Consider the following 15,667-nt stretch of genomic DNA (forward strand, 5'->3'; position numbering starts at 1 on the left):
CGGGAAAACTCAGTGGAACGCGTGCTCCGGAGCCGGGAACTCCCCGCGCCGCACGTCCTCGGCGAACGCCGAAGCCGCACCCTGCAGCACGTCGGCGAGCTCGGCGTAGCGCTTCACGAACCGCGGTGCCTTGCCCCGGCGCAGCCCGGCCATGTCCTGCCAGACCAGCACCTGCGCGTCGCAGTCGGGCCCGGCGCCGATGCCGACCGTCGGGATCTTCAGCTCGTGCGTCACGCGCTTCGCGGCTTCAGCCGGCACCATCTCCATCACCACGGCGAACGCGCCGGCTTCCTGCAGCGCCAGCGCGTCGGCGAGCAGCACGTCCGCCGCTTCACCGCGCCCCTGCACCCGGTAGCCGCCGAGGTTGTGTTCACTCTGCGGGGTGAATCCGATGTGCCCCATCACGGGGATACCGGCCGAGGTCAACGCCTCGACGTGCGCGGCGAACCGGCGCCCGCCTTCCAGCTTCACGGCGTGCGCGCGGCCTTCTTTCATGAACCGCACCGACGTGGCCAGCGCCTGCTCGGGCGAGAGCTGGTAGGAACCGAACGGCAGGTCGGCCACCACGAGCGCCCGCTTCACCGACCGCGTCACGGCGCGGACCAGGGGCAGCAGTTCGTCGACCGTCACCGGCAGCGAGGTGTCGTAGCCGAACACGTTGTTGGCCGCGGAGTCGCCCACGAGCAGCACCGGGATGCCGGCCTCGTCGAAGATCTGCGCGGTGTACATGTCGTAGGCGGTGAGCATGGGCCACGGCTCGCCGCGTTCCTTCAGCTCACGCAGGTGGTGCACGCGGACCTTGCGCCCGGTCGCCGCGGGTTGCGCGGGCGCGGCGCCCGTTCCGTACGGGGCGGCCACCTCGTCGGATCCGTTCGGGTTGGCAGACATCGTCGTCGACCGTCCTTCCCTCGAGGCCTCGGTGAGGTCCCCGGGTCGTGGAGTCAGAACACGTCAAAGCCTGACATGCCCGCCGGGCGGTCCCAAGGTCGTGCGATGAGCTTCACACGCGCGTGGTGTGCTCCGTCAGGAGGATCCTGGCTCAGCCTGCCGGGTGATGACCGGAGACAACCATTCCCCGTTTACTGACGTCTTTGCACCAGTCGTGAGGATCATGTGAGAAGGGCATCGATGGGAACCCCAGCGAGCGCGCGCAGGCGCATCCCCGCCTGGAAGGCCAGGGCGGGCGGCATCGTCGCGACCGTCGTGCAGCTCGCCGCCGTCTTCTCGGTGGTGCTGCTCATCGCCGGCGGGACCCACGGGCACCTGCTCAACGGCATCGACATGGCCTTCTCGGCCCTCAGCGTGCCGACCAGCGCGAGCCTCGTGATCGTGCTGATGCTCGTCGTCCTCGGCGCGGCCCTGCGCCGGCGCAAGAAGGCCGCGCTCTACACGCTGCTGCTCTTCCAGGTCGCCGGCCTGCTCATCACGCTGGCGCTGCAGGCGGTGCTGCTGTGGGCCCCCGACCTGCTCACCCTCGGCCCGCGCCAGATCCGGCACATCCCGATGCAGGTCGGCGTGCTGACGATCGCCGACGTTCTGTCGGTGCTGCTGATCTGGCTGCTGCTGGCCCTGCGCCCGGCGTTCCCCGCGCGGCTCGCACCCGGCGCCTGGCGCGACGGGCTGGCGGTGCTCTTCGGCGGCCTGCTCGTGGTGGTCGCGCTCGGCTGGGCGCTCACCGAGGCGTTCCCCGGCACGCTCGGCGACTCGTGGGAACGGCTGGTCTGGGTGGTCAACCACGCCACCGGTGAGAACCTGCAGCTGCGCAAGATCGGCGTCGGCGAGGGCCCGGCGTGGATCGACGTGGTGCTCGACCTCGGTGCGACGTTCGTGGCCACCGGCGCGCTGTACACGCTCTTCCGCGGCGTCCGGCACCGCCGCCGGCGCACGGACGACGAGGAGCTGGAGCTGCGCCGCCTGCTCGCCGAGTTCGGCGACGATGACTCGCTCGGCTACTTCGCCACGCGCCGCGACAAGAGCGTGGTCTTCTCGCCCAACGGCCGCGCGGCCGTGACCTACCGCGTGCTCGGCGGTACCAGCGTCGCCAGTGCCGACCCGATCGGCGACCCGGACGCGTGGCCCGACGCCGTGCGTGCCTGGCTCGACGAAACCCGTTCGTACGGCTGGATTCCCGGCGTCCTCGGCGCGAGCGAACGCGGCGCGAAGGTCTACGCGGCCGCGGGCCTGCGCGCGCTGGAGATCGGCGACGAAGCCGTGCTCGACGTCCGCGAGTTCTCCCTGACCGGGCCCGAGCGCAAGTCCGTGCGCCAGGCCGTGAAACGGATCGAACGCGCGGGCTACACCGCGCGCGTGCGCCGCCACGGCGAGATCCCCGAAAACGAGATGCAGGGGCTGCTCACGCGGGCGCAGCAGTGGCGGGGAGCGGAGTCCGAGCGCGGCTTCTCGATGGCACTGGGCCGCCTCGGCGACGCCAGCGACGCCCGCAGTGTGATGGTCGAGGCTTACGACGGCGAAGGTGAGCTGCGCGGCCTGCTGTCCTTCGTGCCGTGGGGCCGGCGGGGCCTCTCGCTCGACCTCATGCGCCGCGACCGGGCGGCGGAAAACGGCCTCAACGAGTTCATGGTCGCCGAGGTCGTCGCTTCCGCACAGCACCTCGGCGCGCAGCGGATCTCCCTCAACTTCGCCATGTTCCGCGCGGTCTTCGCCGAAGGCGAGCGCATCGGCGCCGGTCCCGTGCTGCGCCTGTGGCGTTCGGTGCTGGGCCTGGCGTCGCGGTTCTTCCAGCTGGAGTCGCTGTACCGATCCAACGCGAAGTACGGCCCGGACTGGGAACCGCGCTTCCTCTGCTACTCCTCGGCCCGTCGCCTGCCGCGCGTCGGCATCGTCGCCGGTGCGCTGGAGGGCTTCGTGCCCACCGGCCGCTCGCGCGTGCTGCGGCTCGAGACGGTGAGCGACGAGTTCGTGGCCGAGGTCCGGCGCATCGAGGACGACGCCGCCCGTGTCGTCCCGAAGGCCGCGCGCCGTCCGGAGCAGGTGCGCGTACGCGTGGCGAAGCTGGACAAACTGCGCGATCTCGGCGTGGACCCGTACCCCGTCGGCTTCAGCCGCGAAGACCTGCTGGGCGACGTCGTAAGCAAGTTCGCCGATCTGCCGGCGGATTCGCGGACCGGGCACCGCGTGCGCGTGGCCGGCCGGGTGCTCGCGCTGCGGTCGCTCGGCGGGCTGTGTTTCGCGCGCATCAAGGACTTTTCGGGCGAAGTGCAGCTGATGCTCGACGCGGGAGTGCTCGACCTCGCGGGCTGGCGCACCGGCGTGGACCTCGGTGACCACGTGGGCGTGAGCGGCGAAGTGATCACGTCGCGCCGCGGTGAGCTGTCCGTGCTCGTGGACGAGTGGACGGTCACCGCGAAGTGCCTGCACCCGTTGCCGGACAAGCGAAAGGGCCTCACCGACCCCGAGACGCGCGTGCGCCAGCGCTACCTCGACCTGGCCGTGAACCCGGAGTCCGCGCACATGCTGCGGCTGAGGTCCACGGTGGTCCGCGCCGTGCGCGAGCGGTTGCACCAGGGCGACTACCTCGAGGTCGAGACGCCGATGCTGCAGACCGTCCACGGTGGAGCCAACGCGCGGCCCTTCGTCACGCATATCAACGCCTACGACATGCGCATGTACCTGCGCATCGCGCCGGAGCTCTACCTCAAGCGCCTCTGCGTCGCCGGCGTCGAGCGCGTCTTCGAGCTCAACCGCAACTTCCGCAACGAAGGCGTTGACACCACGCACAACCCCGAGTTCACGATGCTCGAGGCGTACCAGGCCTACGCCGACTACAACTCGATGCGCGACCTCACCCGCGAGCTGGTGCAGCACGCGGCCGAAGCGGCCTTCGGCGCGCAGATCGTGCGCCGCCACGACGCCGACGGCCGGGTGACCGAGTGCGACATTTCCGGCGACTGGCCGGTGATCCCCGTGCACGAGGCCGTTTCGGCGGCGCTGGGGGAGGAGATCGACTCGGGCACGTCGGTGGCCACGCTCCGGCGGCTGTGCACCGCGGCCGGCGTGCCGGTGGGGGAGGACGCCGGGCACGGTGACCTGGTGCTGAAGGCGCACGAGCACCTCGTTGAAGGCTCGACCGTGCTGCCGACCTTCTACACCGACTACCCCACGGACGTTTCGCCGCTGACGCGCCAGCACCGCCGCGACCCGCTGCTGGCCGAACGGTGGGACCTCATCGCGTTCGGTTCGGAGGTCGGCACCGCGTACACCGAGCTCACGGACCCGATCGAACAGCGCCGCCGCCTGGAAGCCCAGTCGCTGCGCGCCGCGAGCGGCGACGTCGAGGCGATGGAGCTGGACGAAGACTTCCTGCTCGCGCTCGAACACGGCATGCCGCCGACGGGCGGGCTCGGGCTCGGTGTGGACCGGCTGCTGATGATGCTCAGTGGCGCGTCGATCCGGCAGACGGTGCTGTTCCCGTTCGTGCGCCCGCACGCCTGAGCCTCAGGGTCACCATTCCGTCGCGGACCGTGATTCCCTTGGGACGCGGGGGAAGTCACAGGTGTGACACCACCGCGCGCAACGTCGCACACCTTCGCTTAGGGTGTGCGAGTGCGTACTGCACGACTCGTTGCGGTCGTCCTCGTCGGGCTCGGTGTGGTGGTGTATTCCGCCTGGCTGCTCGAGTTCCTGCTGCCCACGGGGGTCTCGCCGAGCCAGCAACCGGCCGGGGATCTGCTGCTGGCGGCGCCGCTGTTCCGCATCACGGTCGGGGTCGCGGGGTTCGCCTTCGTACTTGCCGGACCGCCGTTGATGCGGCTCGCCCCGGTGCACTGGACCGGCCGGCTCACCGCGAGCTCGGTGGCGTTCCTCGGGCTCGTGCTGATCGCCGACTCGCTGGTGCCCGGCACCTCGGTCGTGGAGCTGCTGACGAACCTCGCGTTCGTGTCCGGTTCGGTCAGCCTCGCGTTGTGGTGGCCGCCGGGCTGGCGCGAGTGGGCCGTGGCCGGGTGCGCGCTGGTGCTGATCACGTGGGCGCTGGTGTTCGTCGCGTCGCAGCTCGGGCCGGGGCACTACGCCGGGGTGTTCAGCCGGGTGCAGCTCGCGGTGCGTGCGGTGCTGCTGATCGTGGGCATCGCGTACGTCGTCGTGATGCCCGTTCCGCGCTTCACTTCCGGCGGCAATCACTGAGTTCGAGGGTGCCGATTTTGTCGGTGCCCGCTCGTACGCTGAAGAGATGTCCGTTGAGTTCGCGGTCTTCGACACCCCGATCGGTCCGTGCGGCCTGGCCTGGCGCGAGGGCACGGTCATCAGTACCGCGCTGCCCGAAAGCACTGCCGCCCGCACCCGGGCCTGGTTCCTGAAGCGCTTCCCCGACGCCGTGGAAGCGGTGCCGCCACCCGAGCTGGCCGATGCGGTCGAGAAGATCACCGCGTTGCTCTCGGGCGCGCACCACGACCTGCGGGAGGTCCCGCTCGACCTGGACTCCGTCCCGGAGTTCAACCGCCGCGCCTACGAGATCGCGCGCGCCATCCCGCCGGGTAAAACCAAGACCTACGGCGACATCGCCCACGAGCTGGGCATGCCCGGCGCCGCGCAAGCCGTGGGCCAGGCGATGGGCAACAACCCGTTCCCCATCGTCGTGCCGTGCCACCGCGTGCTCGCGGCCGGCGGCAAACACGGCGGCTTCTCGGCTCCCGGTGGCGTCGCCACGAAACGCCGCATGCTCGTCATCGAGGGCGCGCTGCCCGACGAGCCCACGCTGTTCTGAACGGCAGTTGTTCCGCGCGCGGCCGGTCTGGGCTCAGGCTTTCCGCTCGCGCCAGGCGTTGGTGATCGGCAGCCGCCGGTCGCGGCCGAATGCCTTGAACGTGATCTTCGTGCCCGGCGGGTACTGCCGGCGCTTGTACTCCGCGCGGTCGACCATCCGCACGACCCGGTCGATGGTCTCCGGCTCGAACCCGGCGGCCACGAGGTCGGCGTAACCCCGGTCGCCCTCCACGTAGTCGTCGAGGATGTCGTCGAGCAGCGCGTAGTCCGGCAGCGAGTCGGTGTCCACCTGACCGGGCGCGAGCTCGGCCGAGGGCGGCTTGGTGATCGAGTTCTCCGGGATCGGCGGCGTTTCGCCGCGCTTGGCCGCTTCGTCGTTGCGCCACCGCGCGAGCTGCCAGACGTGCGTTTTGAACACGTCCTTGATCGGCGCGAACCCGCCCACCGCGTCGCCGTAGATCGTGGAGTAGCCCACGGCCAGCTCGGTCTTGTTGCCGGTGGCGAGCACGAGGTGTCCGTCCAGGTTGGACAGTGCCATGAGGAGCATGCCGCGCGTGCGCGCCTGGATGTTCTCCTCCGCCAGCCCGGTCAGCGCCAGCTGGTCCACGTAGACCTTCACCATGTTCTCGACCGGTTCCACGCGGTAGTGCGCGCCGATGCGCCGCGCGAGGTCGGCGGCGTCGTCCTTCGAGTGCGAAGACGAGTACTTCGACGGCATCGAGACGCCGTACACGTTGTCGCCGCCGAGCGCGTCGGCCGCCAGGGCCGCGCAGACCGCGGAGTCGATGCCGCCGGAGAACCCGAAGGTGACCGAGGAGAAGCCGTTCTTGTGCACGTAGTCGCGCAGCCCCACCACGAGCGCCGACCACACCTCGGCCTCGTCCGAAAGCGGCTCGCTGATCACGGGGTCCGTCAGCGGCGGGTACGCGGGCAGCGGCTCGGCGCTCAGCACGCGCCGGTGGACGTGCAGGCCCGCGAGGTCGCCGTCGCCGGCGTGGCCGCCCGAGGTGAGGTCCATGTCCACCACCAGCAGGTGCTCCACGAACTGCGGGGCCCGCGCGAGCAGCCGGCCGTCGGCGCCGACCACGAGCGAGTCGCCGTCGAACACGAGGTCGTCCTGGCCACCGACCTGGTTCGTGTAGACGAGCGGCGCGCCGGCCTCGGCCGCGCGGCGGGCGACGAGCGGCAGCCGCTGCTCGTCCTTCGACCGCTCGTAGGGCGACGCGTTGGGCGCCACGACGAGGTCGACCCCGGCCTTGCCCAGCGCGGAGATCGGGCCGCCGTCCTGCCAGATGTCCTCGCAGATCACCATGCCGATGTCGATGCCGTGCAGCCGCAGAACCTGCAGCTCGGTGCCCGGCTTGAAGTAGCGGTGCTCGTCGAACACGCCGTAGTTGGGCAGGTGGTGCTTGTACTGCTTCGCCACGACCTCGCCGCGGAACAGCGCGGCGGCCGCGTCGCGCGGGCCGGCCTCGTCGTGGTCGAGATAACCGACGTAGGTGAGCACCTCGCCGCAGCCCGCGTCGTCCAGCCGCCGGGCCAGCTCGTCGAGGGACCTGCGCGACGCCTGCGCGAAGGTGGCCCGGAACGCCAGGTCTTCGACGGGATAACCCGTCTGGGACATTTCCGGGAACACGACGACGTGGGCGCCGGCCTCGGCGGCACGACGGGTCCACTCGACCGTCAGCGCGGTGTTGCCGTCGATGTCGCCGACGGTGGGGTTGACCTGGGCCAAGGCGATGCGCAGTTGCGGCATGCGGTCATTCTGACCCGGCCGCGCACCCGGGACCGAGTGAATGTGGGCCAATCAGCACAGTCCGGCCTGGTGAGAGCCGAGCGAATGTGGGCAAAAAAGGAGCCCGGCCACCAACATAGGTGACCGGGCTCCTCCGACAACAAGATCAGGACTTCTTCATGCGCATCATGCTGCGCACCTTCTTCACCGTCTGCTCGAAGTCCGAGTCGAACGGGTTGTCGTGCACCAGGTAGGTCCACGTCGTGTTCGCCCGCCGCACGCCGGCGTCGGCGAGATCGATGCCGTCGTCGGTGATCTCGGCTTCCTCCAGCGTCTTCGACGCGCGCGCCGCCGACTCGGGGATGATCTTGTGGAACTCCGGGATCGCCGCGCGGTGGAACTCGTCGAGCGGCGTCTCGCGTGCCAGCGCCCGCAGGTGGATGCTCTCGCGGACGTCGGTCAGGTACGCGAGGTGATCGGACCAGAGCTGGTCGAGGTGGAACAGCACGACCTCGCGCGAGAGCTGCTCGAGCCGCTCGGTGTCGTCGAGCTTCTCCTTCACCTCGGCGAACTTCTCCGGCTGCGCCTTCTCCAGTTCCTCGGCCGCGAACGCCGTGTGCAGCACCTTGTCGCGGTGTTCCAGCAGCTCCGTGCGCTGCCGCTCGATCAGCCGCGTGTAGCGCCAGGTGTTGCGGTGGATCTCCAGGTCGACGCCCTCGGCCACGCGCTGGGCGTGGTTGATCTGCCGCAGGGCCGCCGGGTCGGTGATCTCCCCGGACTCGGTGTCGGCGTCGATCCCCTCGGGGATGTCGGGCGCGTTGGAGAGCACCAGGTCGTCGTTGAGGCTCGCGAAGAAGATCGCGCTGCCCGGGTCACCCTGGCGGCCGGACCGGCCGCGCAGCTGGCCGTCGAGGCGGCTCGACGGGTACCGCGCGGTGCCGATCACGTGCAGGCCGCCCAGCTCGGCGACCTCCTCACGGCTCGCGCCGTCGGTGCCGCCGAGGCGGATGTCGGTACCGCGGCCGGCCATCTGCGTGGACACGGTGACCGCGCCCTTCTTGCCGGCCTCGGCGATGATCGCGGCCTCTTCGGCGTCGTTGCGCGCGTTGAGCACCACGCACGGCAGGTCGACCTTCGCGAGCTTGTCGGCCAGCTCCTCGGACTCGGCCACGTCCTGGGTGCCGACGAGGATGGGCCGCCCGGTCTCGTGCACCTTCCGGATCTCCTCCTCGATCGCGCGCAGCTTCTGCGACGGCGACCCGAAGATGCGGTCCGGCTGGTCCTCGCGGACGTTGGGGGTGTTCGGCGGGATCACCGCGACCTCGAGGCGGTAGAACTCGCGCAGCTGCTCGGCCACGGCCACGGCCGTACCGGTCATGCCCGCCACCGACGGGTAGCGCGCGAGCAGCGCCTGCACCGTGATCGAGTCGAGGATCTCGCCGCGGTCGGTGGCCGCCACCTGCTCCTTCGCCTCGACGGCGGCCTGGAGGCCGTCCGGCCAGCGCTGCAGCTCGGCGACGCGGCCGCGGGCGGCGTTGATGAGCTGCACCTTGCCGTCGCGCACGAGGTAGTCGACGTCGCGGGTGAGCAGCGCGTGGGCGTGCAGGGCGACGTTCACGGCGGCCAGGCGGTCGGAGCCCGTGTCGCCGTAGAGGTCGATGCCGCCGAGCGACTTCTCGACCACGGACGCGCCGGCGGTGGTGAGCCACGCGTTGCGGCCGTCGGTGTCGGTCTCGTAGTGCAGGCCGAGCCGCAGCCGGCGCACGACCGTGGCGACTTCTTCGTCGGCGTCGTTGTGGTCGATCGAGCCGGCCATCACGAGCGGCACGCGGGCCTCGTCGACCAGCACGGAGTCGGCCTCGTCGACGATCGCCACCTCGGGCGCGGGCTGCACCAGGTCGTCGACGTTCGTCACGAGCCGGTCGCGCAGCACGTCGAAGCCGATCTCGGCCACGGCACCGTAGGTGACCTGCTTGCCGTAGGCGTCCTTGCGCTCGTCGCGGCTGTGCGCGGGCTCGACCCAGCCGACGGTGACCGCGAGCAGGTCGTAGATGGGCTTCATCCACTCGGCGTCGCGTCGGGCGAGGTAGTCGTTGACGGTGACGACGTGCACGCGGTTGCCGCGCAGGGCGTACCCGGCGGCCGCGAGCGCACCGGCGAGCGTCTTGCCCTCACCGGTCTCCATCTGCACCACGTGCCCGGTCAGCAGGCCCATCGTGCCGAGGATCTGCACGTCGAACGCGCGCTCGCCGAGCGCGCGCCGCGCGGCCTCCCGGCCGAGGGCGCAGGTCTCCACCAGCTGGTCGTCGTTGAACACCTTCGCGCCGCCGAGGTCCTCACGCAGCTTTTCGGCGCGTTCGGTGAGCTCGGCGTCCGAGAGCTTCTCGAGCTCGGGTTCGAGCTTCGCGACTGCGGGCAGCAGCGCTTCGTAGCGGGTCAGCTCGACGCTGCCCGGCCGCTGGATGATCCGGCGGAGCCGCTTGCCCACCCGGCTGATCAGTGCCACCCCTGGTCTCCCGTCCTGTCTTGCTCGTGTCTCCGACCGCCACCTCGAAGTACCCAACGCGCCGGTGGTGCGTCGGAGTTCCGCCGCCGGATGGCACGATCAAACCGTGCCTCCACATGCCAGCGCCAGCTCTCGCGCCCTCCGGATCGCCGCTCTCGCGGTGGCCGGCCTGCTCGGCGGCACGCTCGTCGCGTGCTCGTCGAACACCGGCCAGACCGTGCTCTCGCCGACGACCGAATCGCACCCGCCCGTCGGGCCGGTGCCCACGGGGCTCGCGCGCTTCTACGGCCAGAGCATGACCTGGGCCGACTGCGCACCCTACGCGACCTCGGACGACGCGCAGACCGCCTTCCGTCGGTCCGATATCCAGTGCGCGCGGCTGACCGTCCCGCTGGACTATGACAAACCGGACGGACAGACCATCACGCTCGGCGTCCTGCGGCACAAGGCGAGCGAACCGGACGACCGCATCGGCTCGCTCGTGGTCAACCCGGGTGGTCCCGGCGCGTCCGGCATGGTCGCCGCGGCCGGTCTCATCGACCAGGTCAAGAACAACGACCTCGGCAAGCGGTTCGACCTCGTCGGCTTCGACCCGCGTGGCATCGGCGCGAGCGAACCGCAGATCCGCTGCCTCACCGACAGCGAGCGCGACGCGGACCGCGCCGACGACAGCGAAACCGACGGCACGCCCGCCGGCGTGGCCAAGCAGGAGACGCAGGAGAAGGACTTCGCCGCGAAGTGCGCCCAGCGCACGAAACTCGGCGACGACATGCTCGAACACGTCGGCACGCGCGACGTCGCCAAGGACCTGGACGTGCTGCGGTCCGTGCTCGGCGACGAGAAGCTGACCTACCTCGGCTACTCCTACGGAACTCTCCTCGGCTCGACCTACGCCGAGGACTTCCCGCGCAACGTCCGCGCGCTCGTGCTCGACGGCGCCGTCGACCCGACGCAGGACCCGGAAGACTCGCTCGTGGCGCAGGGCCAGGGCTTCGGTGTCGCGTTCGGTGAGTTCGCGAAGTGGTGTGCCGCTCAGCAGGACTGCGCCCTCGGCAACAACCCGGCCGCGGCGACGAAGGCGTTCCAGGACCTCACGCGGCCGCTGATCGACTTCCCGGTGCCGGTGGGCGACGGGCGCAAGCTGTCGTACGAGGACGCCACCACCGGCGCCATCCAGGCGCTCTACCAGCAGAACCTCTGGGAGTACCTCAACACGGGCCTCAACGAGCTGCGCAACCAGCGCGGCGCCACGCTGGAGAAGCTCGCCGACATCTACAACGAGCGCGGCCCCGACGGTCGCTACGGCACCACGCAGGACGCCTTCACCGCGATCCGCTGCGTCGACGACCCGCGCGTCACGGACCCGAAGACGATCCTCGACGCGCAGGAGAAGTACGAGCAGGTCGCGCCGTTCCTCGACGACGGCCGCCCGGCCAGCTCCGCCCGCGACGCGTGCGCCTTCTGGCCGGTGCCGAACACCATGACGCCGCACGAACCGCAGGTCGAGGGTCTGCCGAAGACCCTCACCATCTCCACGACCAACGACCCGGCGACGCCGTACCAGGCGGGCGTGAACCTCGCGAAGGCGCTGAAGGGCGCGTTGCTCACCTTCGAGGGCACGCAGCACACAGCGTTCCTGCAGGGCAACGCGTGCGTGGACAAGGCGGGCATCGCCTACCTCGTCGACGGCATGGTGCCGGCCGACGGGACGCGCTGCGCGGGGTCGTGATCAGCGGAGCGGAGTCGGGACCGGCTGGTTCTCGTTCGAGAGCGTGACCTCGAACATCACCGGGCTGTCCTTCTCCGTCGGCGGCGGGACTTGCAGCCAGAACCGCGCGAACCGCCGCGGCTCGGCGGCCGTGACCCACACCTTCACGTTCACGTCCGAGTGAATCTGGGGGAGCAGCCGCGTGGCCACCTTCGCGGGCAGCACCCCGCCGACGCGGTAGGTGTCGAGGCCGTGCACGGGCTCGCGGGTCTCGGTCTGCGGGTTGCCGAGTGAGCTGAGCAGGTGCGCGAGCCCGCTGTCGGGGCCGAGGAAGTCTCCGACGGTGAACGTCGCCGGGCCCGACCAGGTCGCGCCGGTGCTGTCGTGGGTGGTGGCGTGGGTGCCGTCGAGGACGAAGGAGAGCTTCCGGTCGCTCGTCGCGTTCTCCAGCTCGGCGGTGCCGGCCGCGTGGCTGCCGTCGTCGAGTGTCGCGTCGCCGTCGACGGTGCTCAGTGGGAGGCCGGGCAGCACGCCGTTCACGACCACGGAGAAGTGCAGGCTGCGCACGCCGGCGAAGTTCGTTCCGGCGGCGCCGAGCAGGTCACCGGCCGGGGGCAGGGAGGGCGCTGTGCACCCGCCGACGAGTCCGAGGAGCAGCAGCGCCGGCAGGAAGCGTCGGCAGCGCATGGCGGTGACACTACTCGTGGCCCGATCCTTTCGGACGGTGTCCTTCAAGCCACTGTCCAGGACGCCGAAGACGAATCAAACTCATCTCCCGTGACCGTCGAGACTCGTCCCGCGCCCCGCGTCCACCGAGCCTGGTTCGTGGCCGCGGCCGCGTTCATCGCCCTGCTGGCCGCGGCCGGGTTCCGCGCCGCGCCGAGCGTGCTGATCGACCCGCTGCACGAGGAGTTCGGCTGGTCCCGCGCGACGATCGGCGCCGCGGTCTCCGTCAACCTCGTGCTCTACGGCCTCTTCGCCCCCTTCGCCGCGGCGCTCATGGAACGTTTCGGTATCCGGCGCGTTGCCGCGACCGCCTTGTTCGTCGTCGCGCTCGGCGCGGGCGGCACGGTGTTCATGAGCACGAGCTGGGAGCTCATCCTGTGCTGGGGCGTGCTCGTCGGCGCCGGCACGGGCTCGATGGCCATGAGCTTCGCCGCGACGGTCACCACGCGCTGGTTCGTGCGCCACCGCGGCGCCGTGACCGGCATCCTCACCGCGGCCGGCTCGACGGGTCAGCTCGTGTTCCTGCCGGTGGTCGCCACGCTGGCGGTGAACGACGGCTGGCGCACGGCGTCGCTGGTCATCGCCATCGCGGCTCTCGCGGTGGTCCCCGTCGTGCTGCTCGTGGTGCGCGACCACCCGGCCGACCTGGGTGCCGTCGCGTACGGCGCGCCGGAGGGCACGGAGGTGGCGCACCCGGAGGTCAAACGCGGTTCGGCGGGCCGGGCGATCAGCGTGCTGTTCCAGGCGATGCGCTCACGCTCGTTCTGGCTGCTTGCCGTCAGCTTCGCGATCTGCGGGGCGACCACGAACGGCCTGGTCGGCACCCACTTCGTGCCGGCCGCGCACGACCACGGCATGCCGCAGACCACGGCGGCGAGCCTGCTCGCGCTCGTCGGGGTGTTCGACGTGGTGGGAACCGTGGTGTCGGGCTGGCTCACCGACCGTGTCGACCCGCGGATCCTGCTCGGCGTGTACTACGCGCTGCGCGGTCTCTCGCTCGCGTTGCTGCCGCAGCTGTTCACCGACTCCGTGCAGCCCAGCATGTGGGCGTTCATCCTTTTCTACGGTCTCGACTGGGTCGCCACGGTCCCGCCGACGGTCGCGCTCTGCATCCGCTCCTTCGGCGAGGCCGGCCCGATCGTGTTCGGCTGGGTCTTCGCGTGCCACCAGCTGGGCGCCGCGTTCGCGGCCTCCGCGGCCGGCGCCGTGCGCGACCAGCTGGGCGACTACGCCCTGGCCTGGTACGTGGCGGCGGGCCTGGCGGTGATCGCTTCGATCGCGTCGGTGTCGATCACCCGATCCGGGAAACGCGAGCTCACGTTCGTGGCCTGAGGGGAGTTCGCGCATTGTGGACACTTCCGGCGCGTCGTGAAACATGTCGTTAACACGCCGTCGTTAGGGTGCGGCCATGGATCGCCAGCAGGAATTCGTGCTCCGGACCTTGGAAGAGCGCGACATCCGTTTTGTCCGGCTCTGGTTCACCGATGTGCTGGGGTTCCTCAAGTCCGTCGCGGTCGCGCCGGCCGAGCTCGAGGGTGCGTTCAGCGAGGGAATCGGCTTCGACGGCTCCGCCATCGAGGGCTTCGCCCGCGTCTACGAGTCGGACATGGTCGCGAAGCCGGACCCGTCGACGTTCCAGGTGCTCCCGTGGGAGACCCCGGACGGCGGGCCGTACTCCGCGCGCATGTTCTGTGACATCGCGATGCCCGATGGCTCGCCGTCGTGGGCCGACCCGCGCCACGTGCTGCGCCGGCAGCTCTCGAAGGCCGGGGAAGCGGGCTTCACGTGCTACGTGCACCCGGAGATCGAGTTCTTCCTCCTGGCCAACCTGCCCGACGACGGCAGCGAACCCGAGCCTGCCGACAACGGCGGGTACTTCGACCAGGCCAGCCACGCCACGGCCACGCACTTCCGCCGCCACGCCATCGAGACGCTCGAGGCGATGGGCATCTCCGTCGAGTTCAGCCACCACGAGGGCGCGCCGGGCCAGCAGGAGATCGACCTGCGTTACGCCGACGCCCTCACGATGGCCGACAACGTGATGACGTTCCGGTACGTCGTCAAGGAGGTCGCGCTGACGCAGGGCGTGCGCGCGACCTTCATGCCGAAGCCGTTCACGGACCAGCCGGGCTCGGGGATGCACACGCACGTGAGCCTGTTCGAAGGCGACCGCAACGCGTTCTACGACGCGGAGGACCCGTACGAGCTCTCCGCCACGGGGAAGGCCTTCGTCGCCGGCCTGCTGCACCACGCCAAGGAGATCTCGGCGGTCACCAACCAGTGGGTGAACTCGTACAAACGCCTGATCAGCGGCAGTGAAGCGCCGACGACGGTGTCGTGGGGGCGCGCCAATCGCTCGGCGTTGGTGCGCGTGCCGATGTACTCACCCGGGAAGGCGTCGTCGCGGCGGGTGGAGATCCGCACGCTGGATTCGGCGTGCAACCCGTACCTGGCGTACTCGGTGATCCTCGCCGCCGGCCTCAAGGGCATCGAGAAGGGCTACGAGCTCCCGCCGCCTGCCGAGGACAACATCTGGCAGCTGTCGGAGTCGGAGCGTCGTGCCGCGGGGTACGCGCAGCTGCCGCAGAACCTCGGGGAGGCGCTCGCGGAGATGGAGCGCTCCGAGCTGCTGCCCGACGCGCTGGGGGAGCACGTCTACGACTTCTTCCTCCGGAACAAGCACGCCGAGTGGGACAACTACCGGAGCGCGGTGACGCCGTACGAGCTGCGGACGTTGCTGCCGGTCCTGTGACCCCGCTGGCTCCTCGGACCGTTCGAATCCGGCTCCCTCGCCCAGGCCTTCGTGCCGGGCGGGGGAGCCGGTTCTCGTCTCCGGCCTGCGGACCGTCGCCCTCGGTGACCGCCGCGCGGCGCCGAATCAGCCTCTGACCTGCGGCAATGTCGTTAAGTGACCCCCCTGTTTTCGGGCCGTTGCGGGGCATGTAATCTTCTCTTCGTCGCCAGGAACACCGGGCCGGCGGGGCCGAAAGCCCCAAGGGAACGGGGCGCCAGGGCCGAGCGGGTTGACACCGCGAATCGGACCGGGTAATGTTCAGCGTCGGCCCACGAGCGGCCGCCGACTCTCTGCGAGTTACCTTGCAGACATCGGCATGCTCGACCAAAAAGCTTGAAACAACGCGGTGATCTGGTTTGCCTGCTGGGCGGGCTGGGTTGCGGTGTGTTGCTTGAGAACTCAACAGTGTGCTAGTGAACTAAGCCAGTAGAGCTTATATGAAACCCCCTCGTCGGGGTTTCCTTTGAGAAAACTAGA

At 70.3% G+C, this 15,667-nt stretch carries 10 protein-coding genes; 6 read left to right on the forward strand and 4 right to left on the reverse strand.

All coding sequences use genetic code 11. The features are described 5' to 3' along the window. Positions 1–9: 9 nt before the first annotated feature. Positions 10–888 (reverse strand): 3-methyl-2-oxobutanoate hydroxymethyltransferase, encoded by an 879-nt coding sequence (gene panB, locus AB0K15_RS33365; RefSeq protein WP_220246537.1) that lies wholly within the window; start codon positions 886–888, stop codon positions 10–12. A gap of 240 nt (positions 889–1,128) precedes the next feature. Here panB and lysX point away from each other — a divergent pair, with 240 nt between their 5' ends. The 3 genes from lysX (at position 1,129) to AB0K15_RS33380 (ending at position 5,722) form a co-directional block, all read left to right on the forward strand. Then, complete coding sequence (gene lysX / locus AB0K15_RS33370; protein WP_364059540.1) at positions 1,129–4,452, forward strand: bifunctional lysylphosphatidylglycerol synthetase/lysine--tRNA ligase LysX; 3,324 nt, start codon at positions 1,129–1,131, stop codon at positions 4,450–4,452. A gap of 111 nt (positions 4,453–4,563) precedes the next feature. Continuing rightward, positions 4,564–5,142, forward strand: a complete 579-nt coding sequence (locus AB0K15_RS33375; protein WP_364059543.1) for a hypothetical protein — start codon at positions 4,564–4,566, stop codon at positions 5,140–5,142. Positions 5,143–5,188: 46 nt separating this feature from the next. Continuing rightward, positions 5,189–5,722 carry a methylated-DNA--[protein]-cysteine S-methyltransferase gene (locus AB0K15_RS33380; RefSeq protein WP_364059545.1) on the forward strand — a complete coding sequence of 178 codons (534 nt, stop codon included), beginning with the start codon at positions 5,189–5,191 and terminating at the stop codon, positions 5,720–5,722. Positions 5,723–5,755: 33 nt separating this feature from the next. Here the strand turns inward: AB0K15_RS33380 and AB0K15_RS33385 are convergent, their stop codons facing one another. Next, positions 5,756–7,477: an NAD+ synthase gene (locus AB0K15_RS33385; RefSeq protein ID WP_364059548.1), complete on the reverse strand. Its 1,722-nt coding sequence runs from the start codon at positions 7,475–7,477 to the stop codon at positions 5,756–5,758. Positions 7,478–7,622: 145 nt separating this feature from the next. Continuing rightward, positions 7,623–9,962, reverse strand: coding sequence for an accessory Sec system translocase SecA2 (gene secA2, locus AB0K15_RS33390; RefSeq protein ID WP_364059551.1), 2,340 nt, complete (start codon positions 9,960–9,962; stop codon positions 7,623–7,625). 106 nt (positions 9,963–10,068) lie between these two features. On the opposite strand from secA2, the gene AB0K15_RS33395 reads away from it, so the two are divergent. Beyond that, positions 10,069–11,691 (forward strand): alpha/beta hydrolase, encoded by a 1,623-nt coding sequence (locus AB0K15_RS33395; protein ID WP_364059554.1) that lies wholly within the window; start codon positions 10,069–10,071, stop codon positions 11,689–11,691. Here the strand turns inward: AB0K15_RS33395 and AB0K15_RS33400 are convergent, their stop codons facing one another. After that, entirely contained in the window at positions 11,692–12,357 is a 666-nt protein-coding gene (locus AB0K15_RS33400; RefSeq protein ID WP_364059557.1) for an LppX_LprAFG lipoprotein, read from the reverse strand. A gap of 90 nt (positions 12,358–12,447) precedes the next feature. Here AB0K15_RS33400 and AB0K15_RS33405 point away from each other — a divergent pair, with 90 nt between their 5' ends. Together AB0K15_RS33405 and glnA are read left to right on the forward strand one after the other, a co-directional pair. Beyond that, positions 12,448–13,728, forward strand: coding sequence for an MFS transporter (locus tag AB0K15_RS33405; protein ID WP_364059560.1), 1,281 nt, complete (start codon positions 12,448–12,450; stop codon positions 13,726–13,728). A 76-nt stretch (positions 13,729–13,804) separates the two neighbouring features. Further along, the gene (gene glnA / locus AB0K15_RS33410; RefSeq protein WP_220246546.1) at positions 13,805–15,148 is read left to right on the forward strand and encodes a type I glutamate--ammonia ligase; all 1,344 of its coding nucleotides are present in this window, start codon (positions 13,805–13,807) and stop codon (positions 15,146–15,148) included. The last annotated feature ends 519 nt before the right edge of the window (positions 15,149–15,667 follow it).

Origin of the sequence: Amycolatopsis sp. NPDC049253 (assembly GCF_040678995.1) — a bacterium.
Taxonomy (GTDB): Bacteria; Actinomycetota; Actinomycetes; order Mycobacteriales; family Pseudonocardiaceae; genus Amycolatopsis.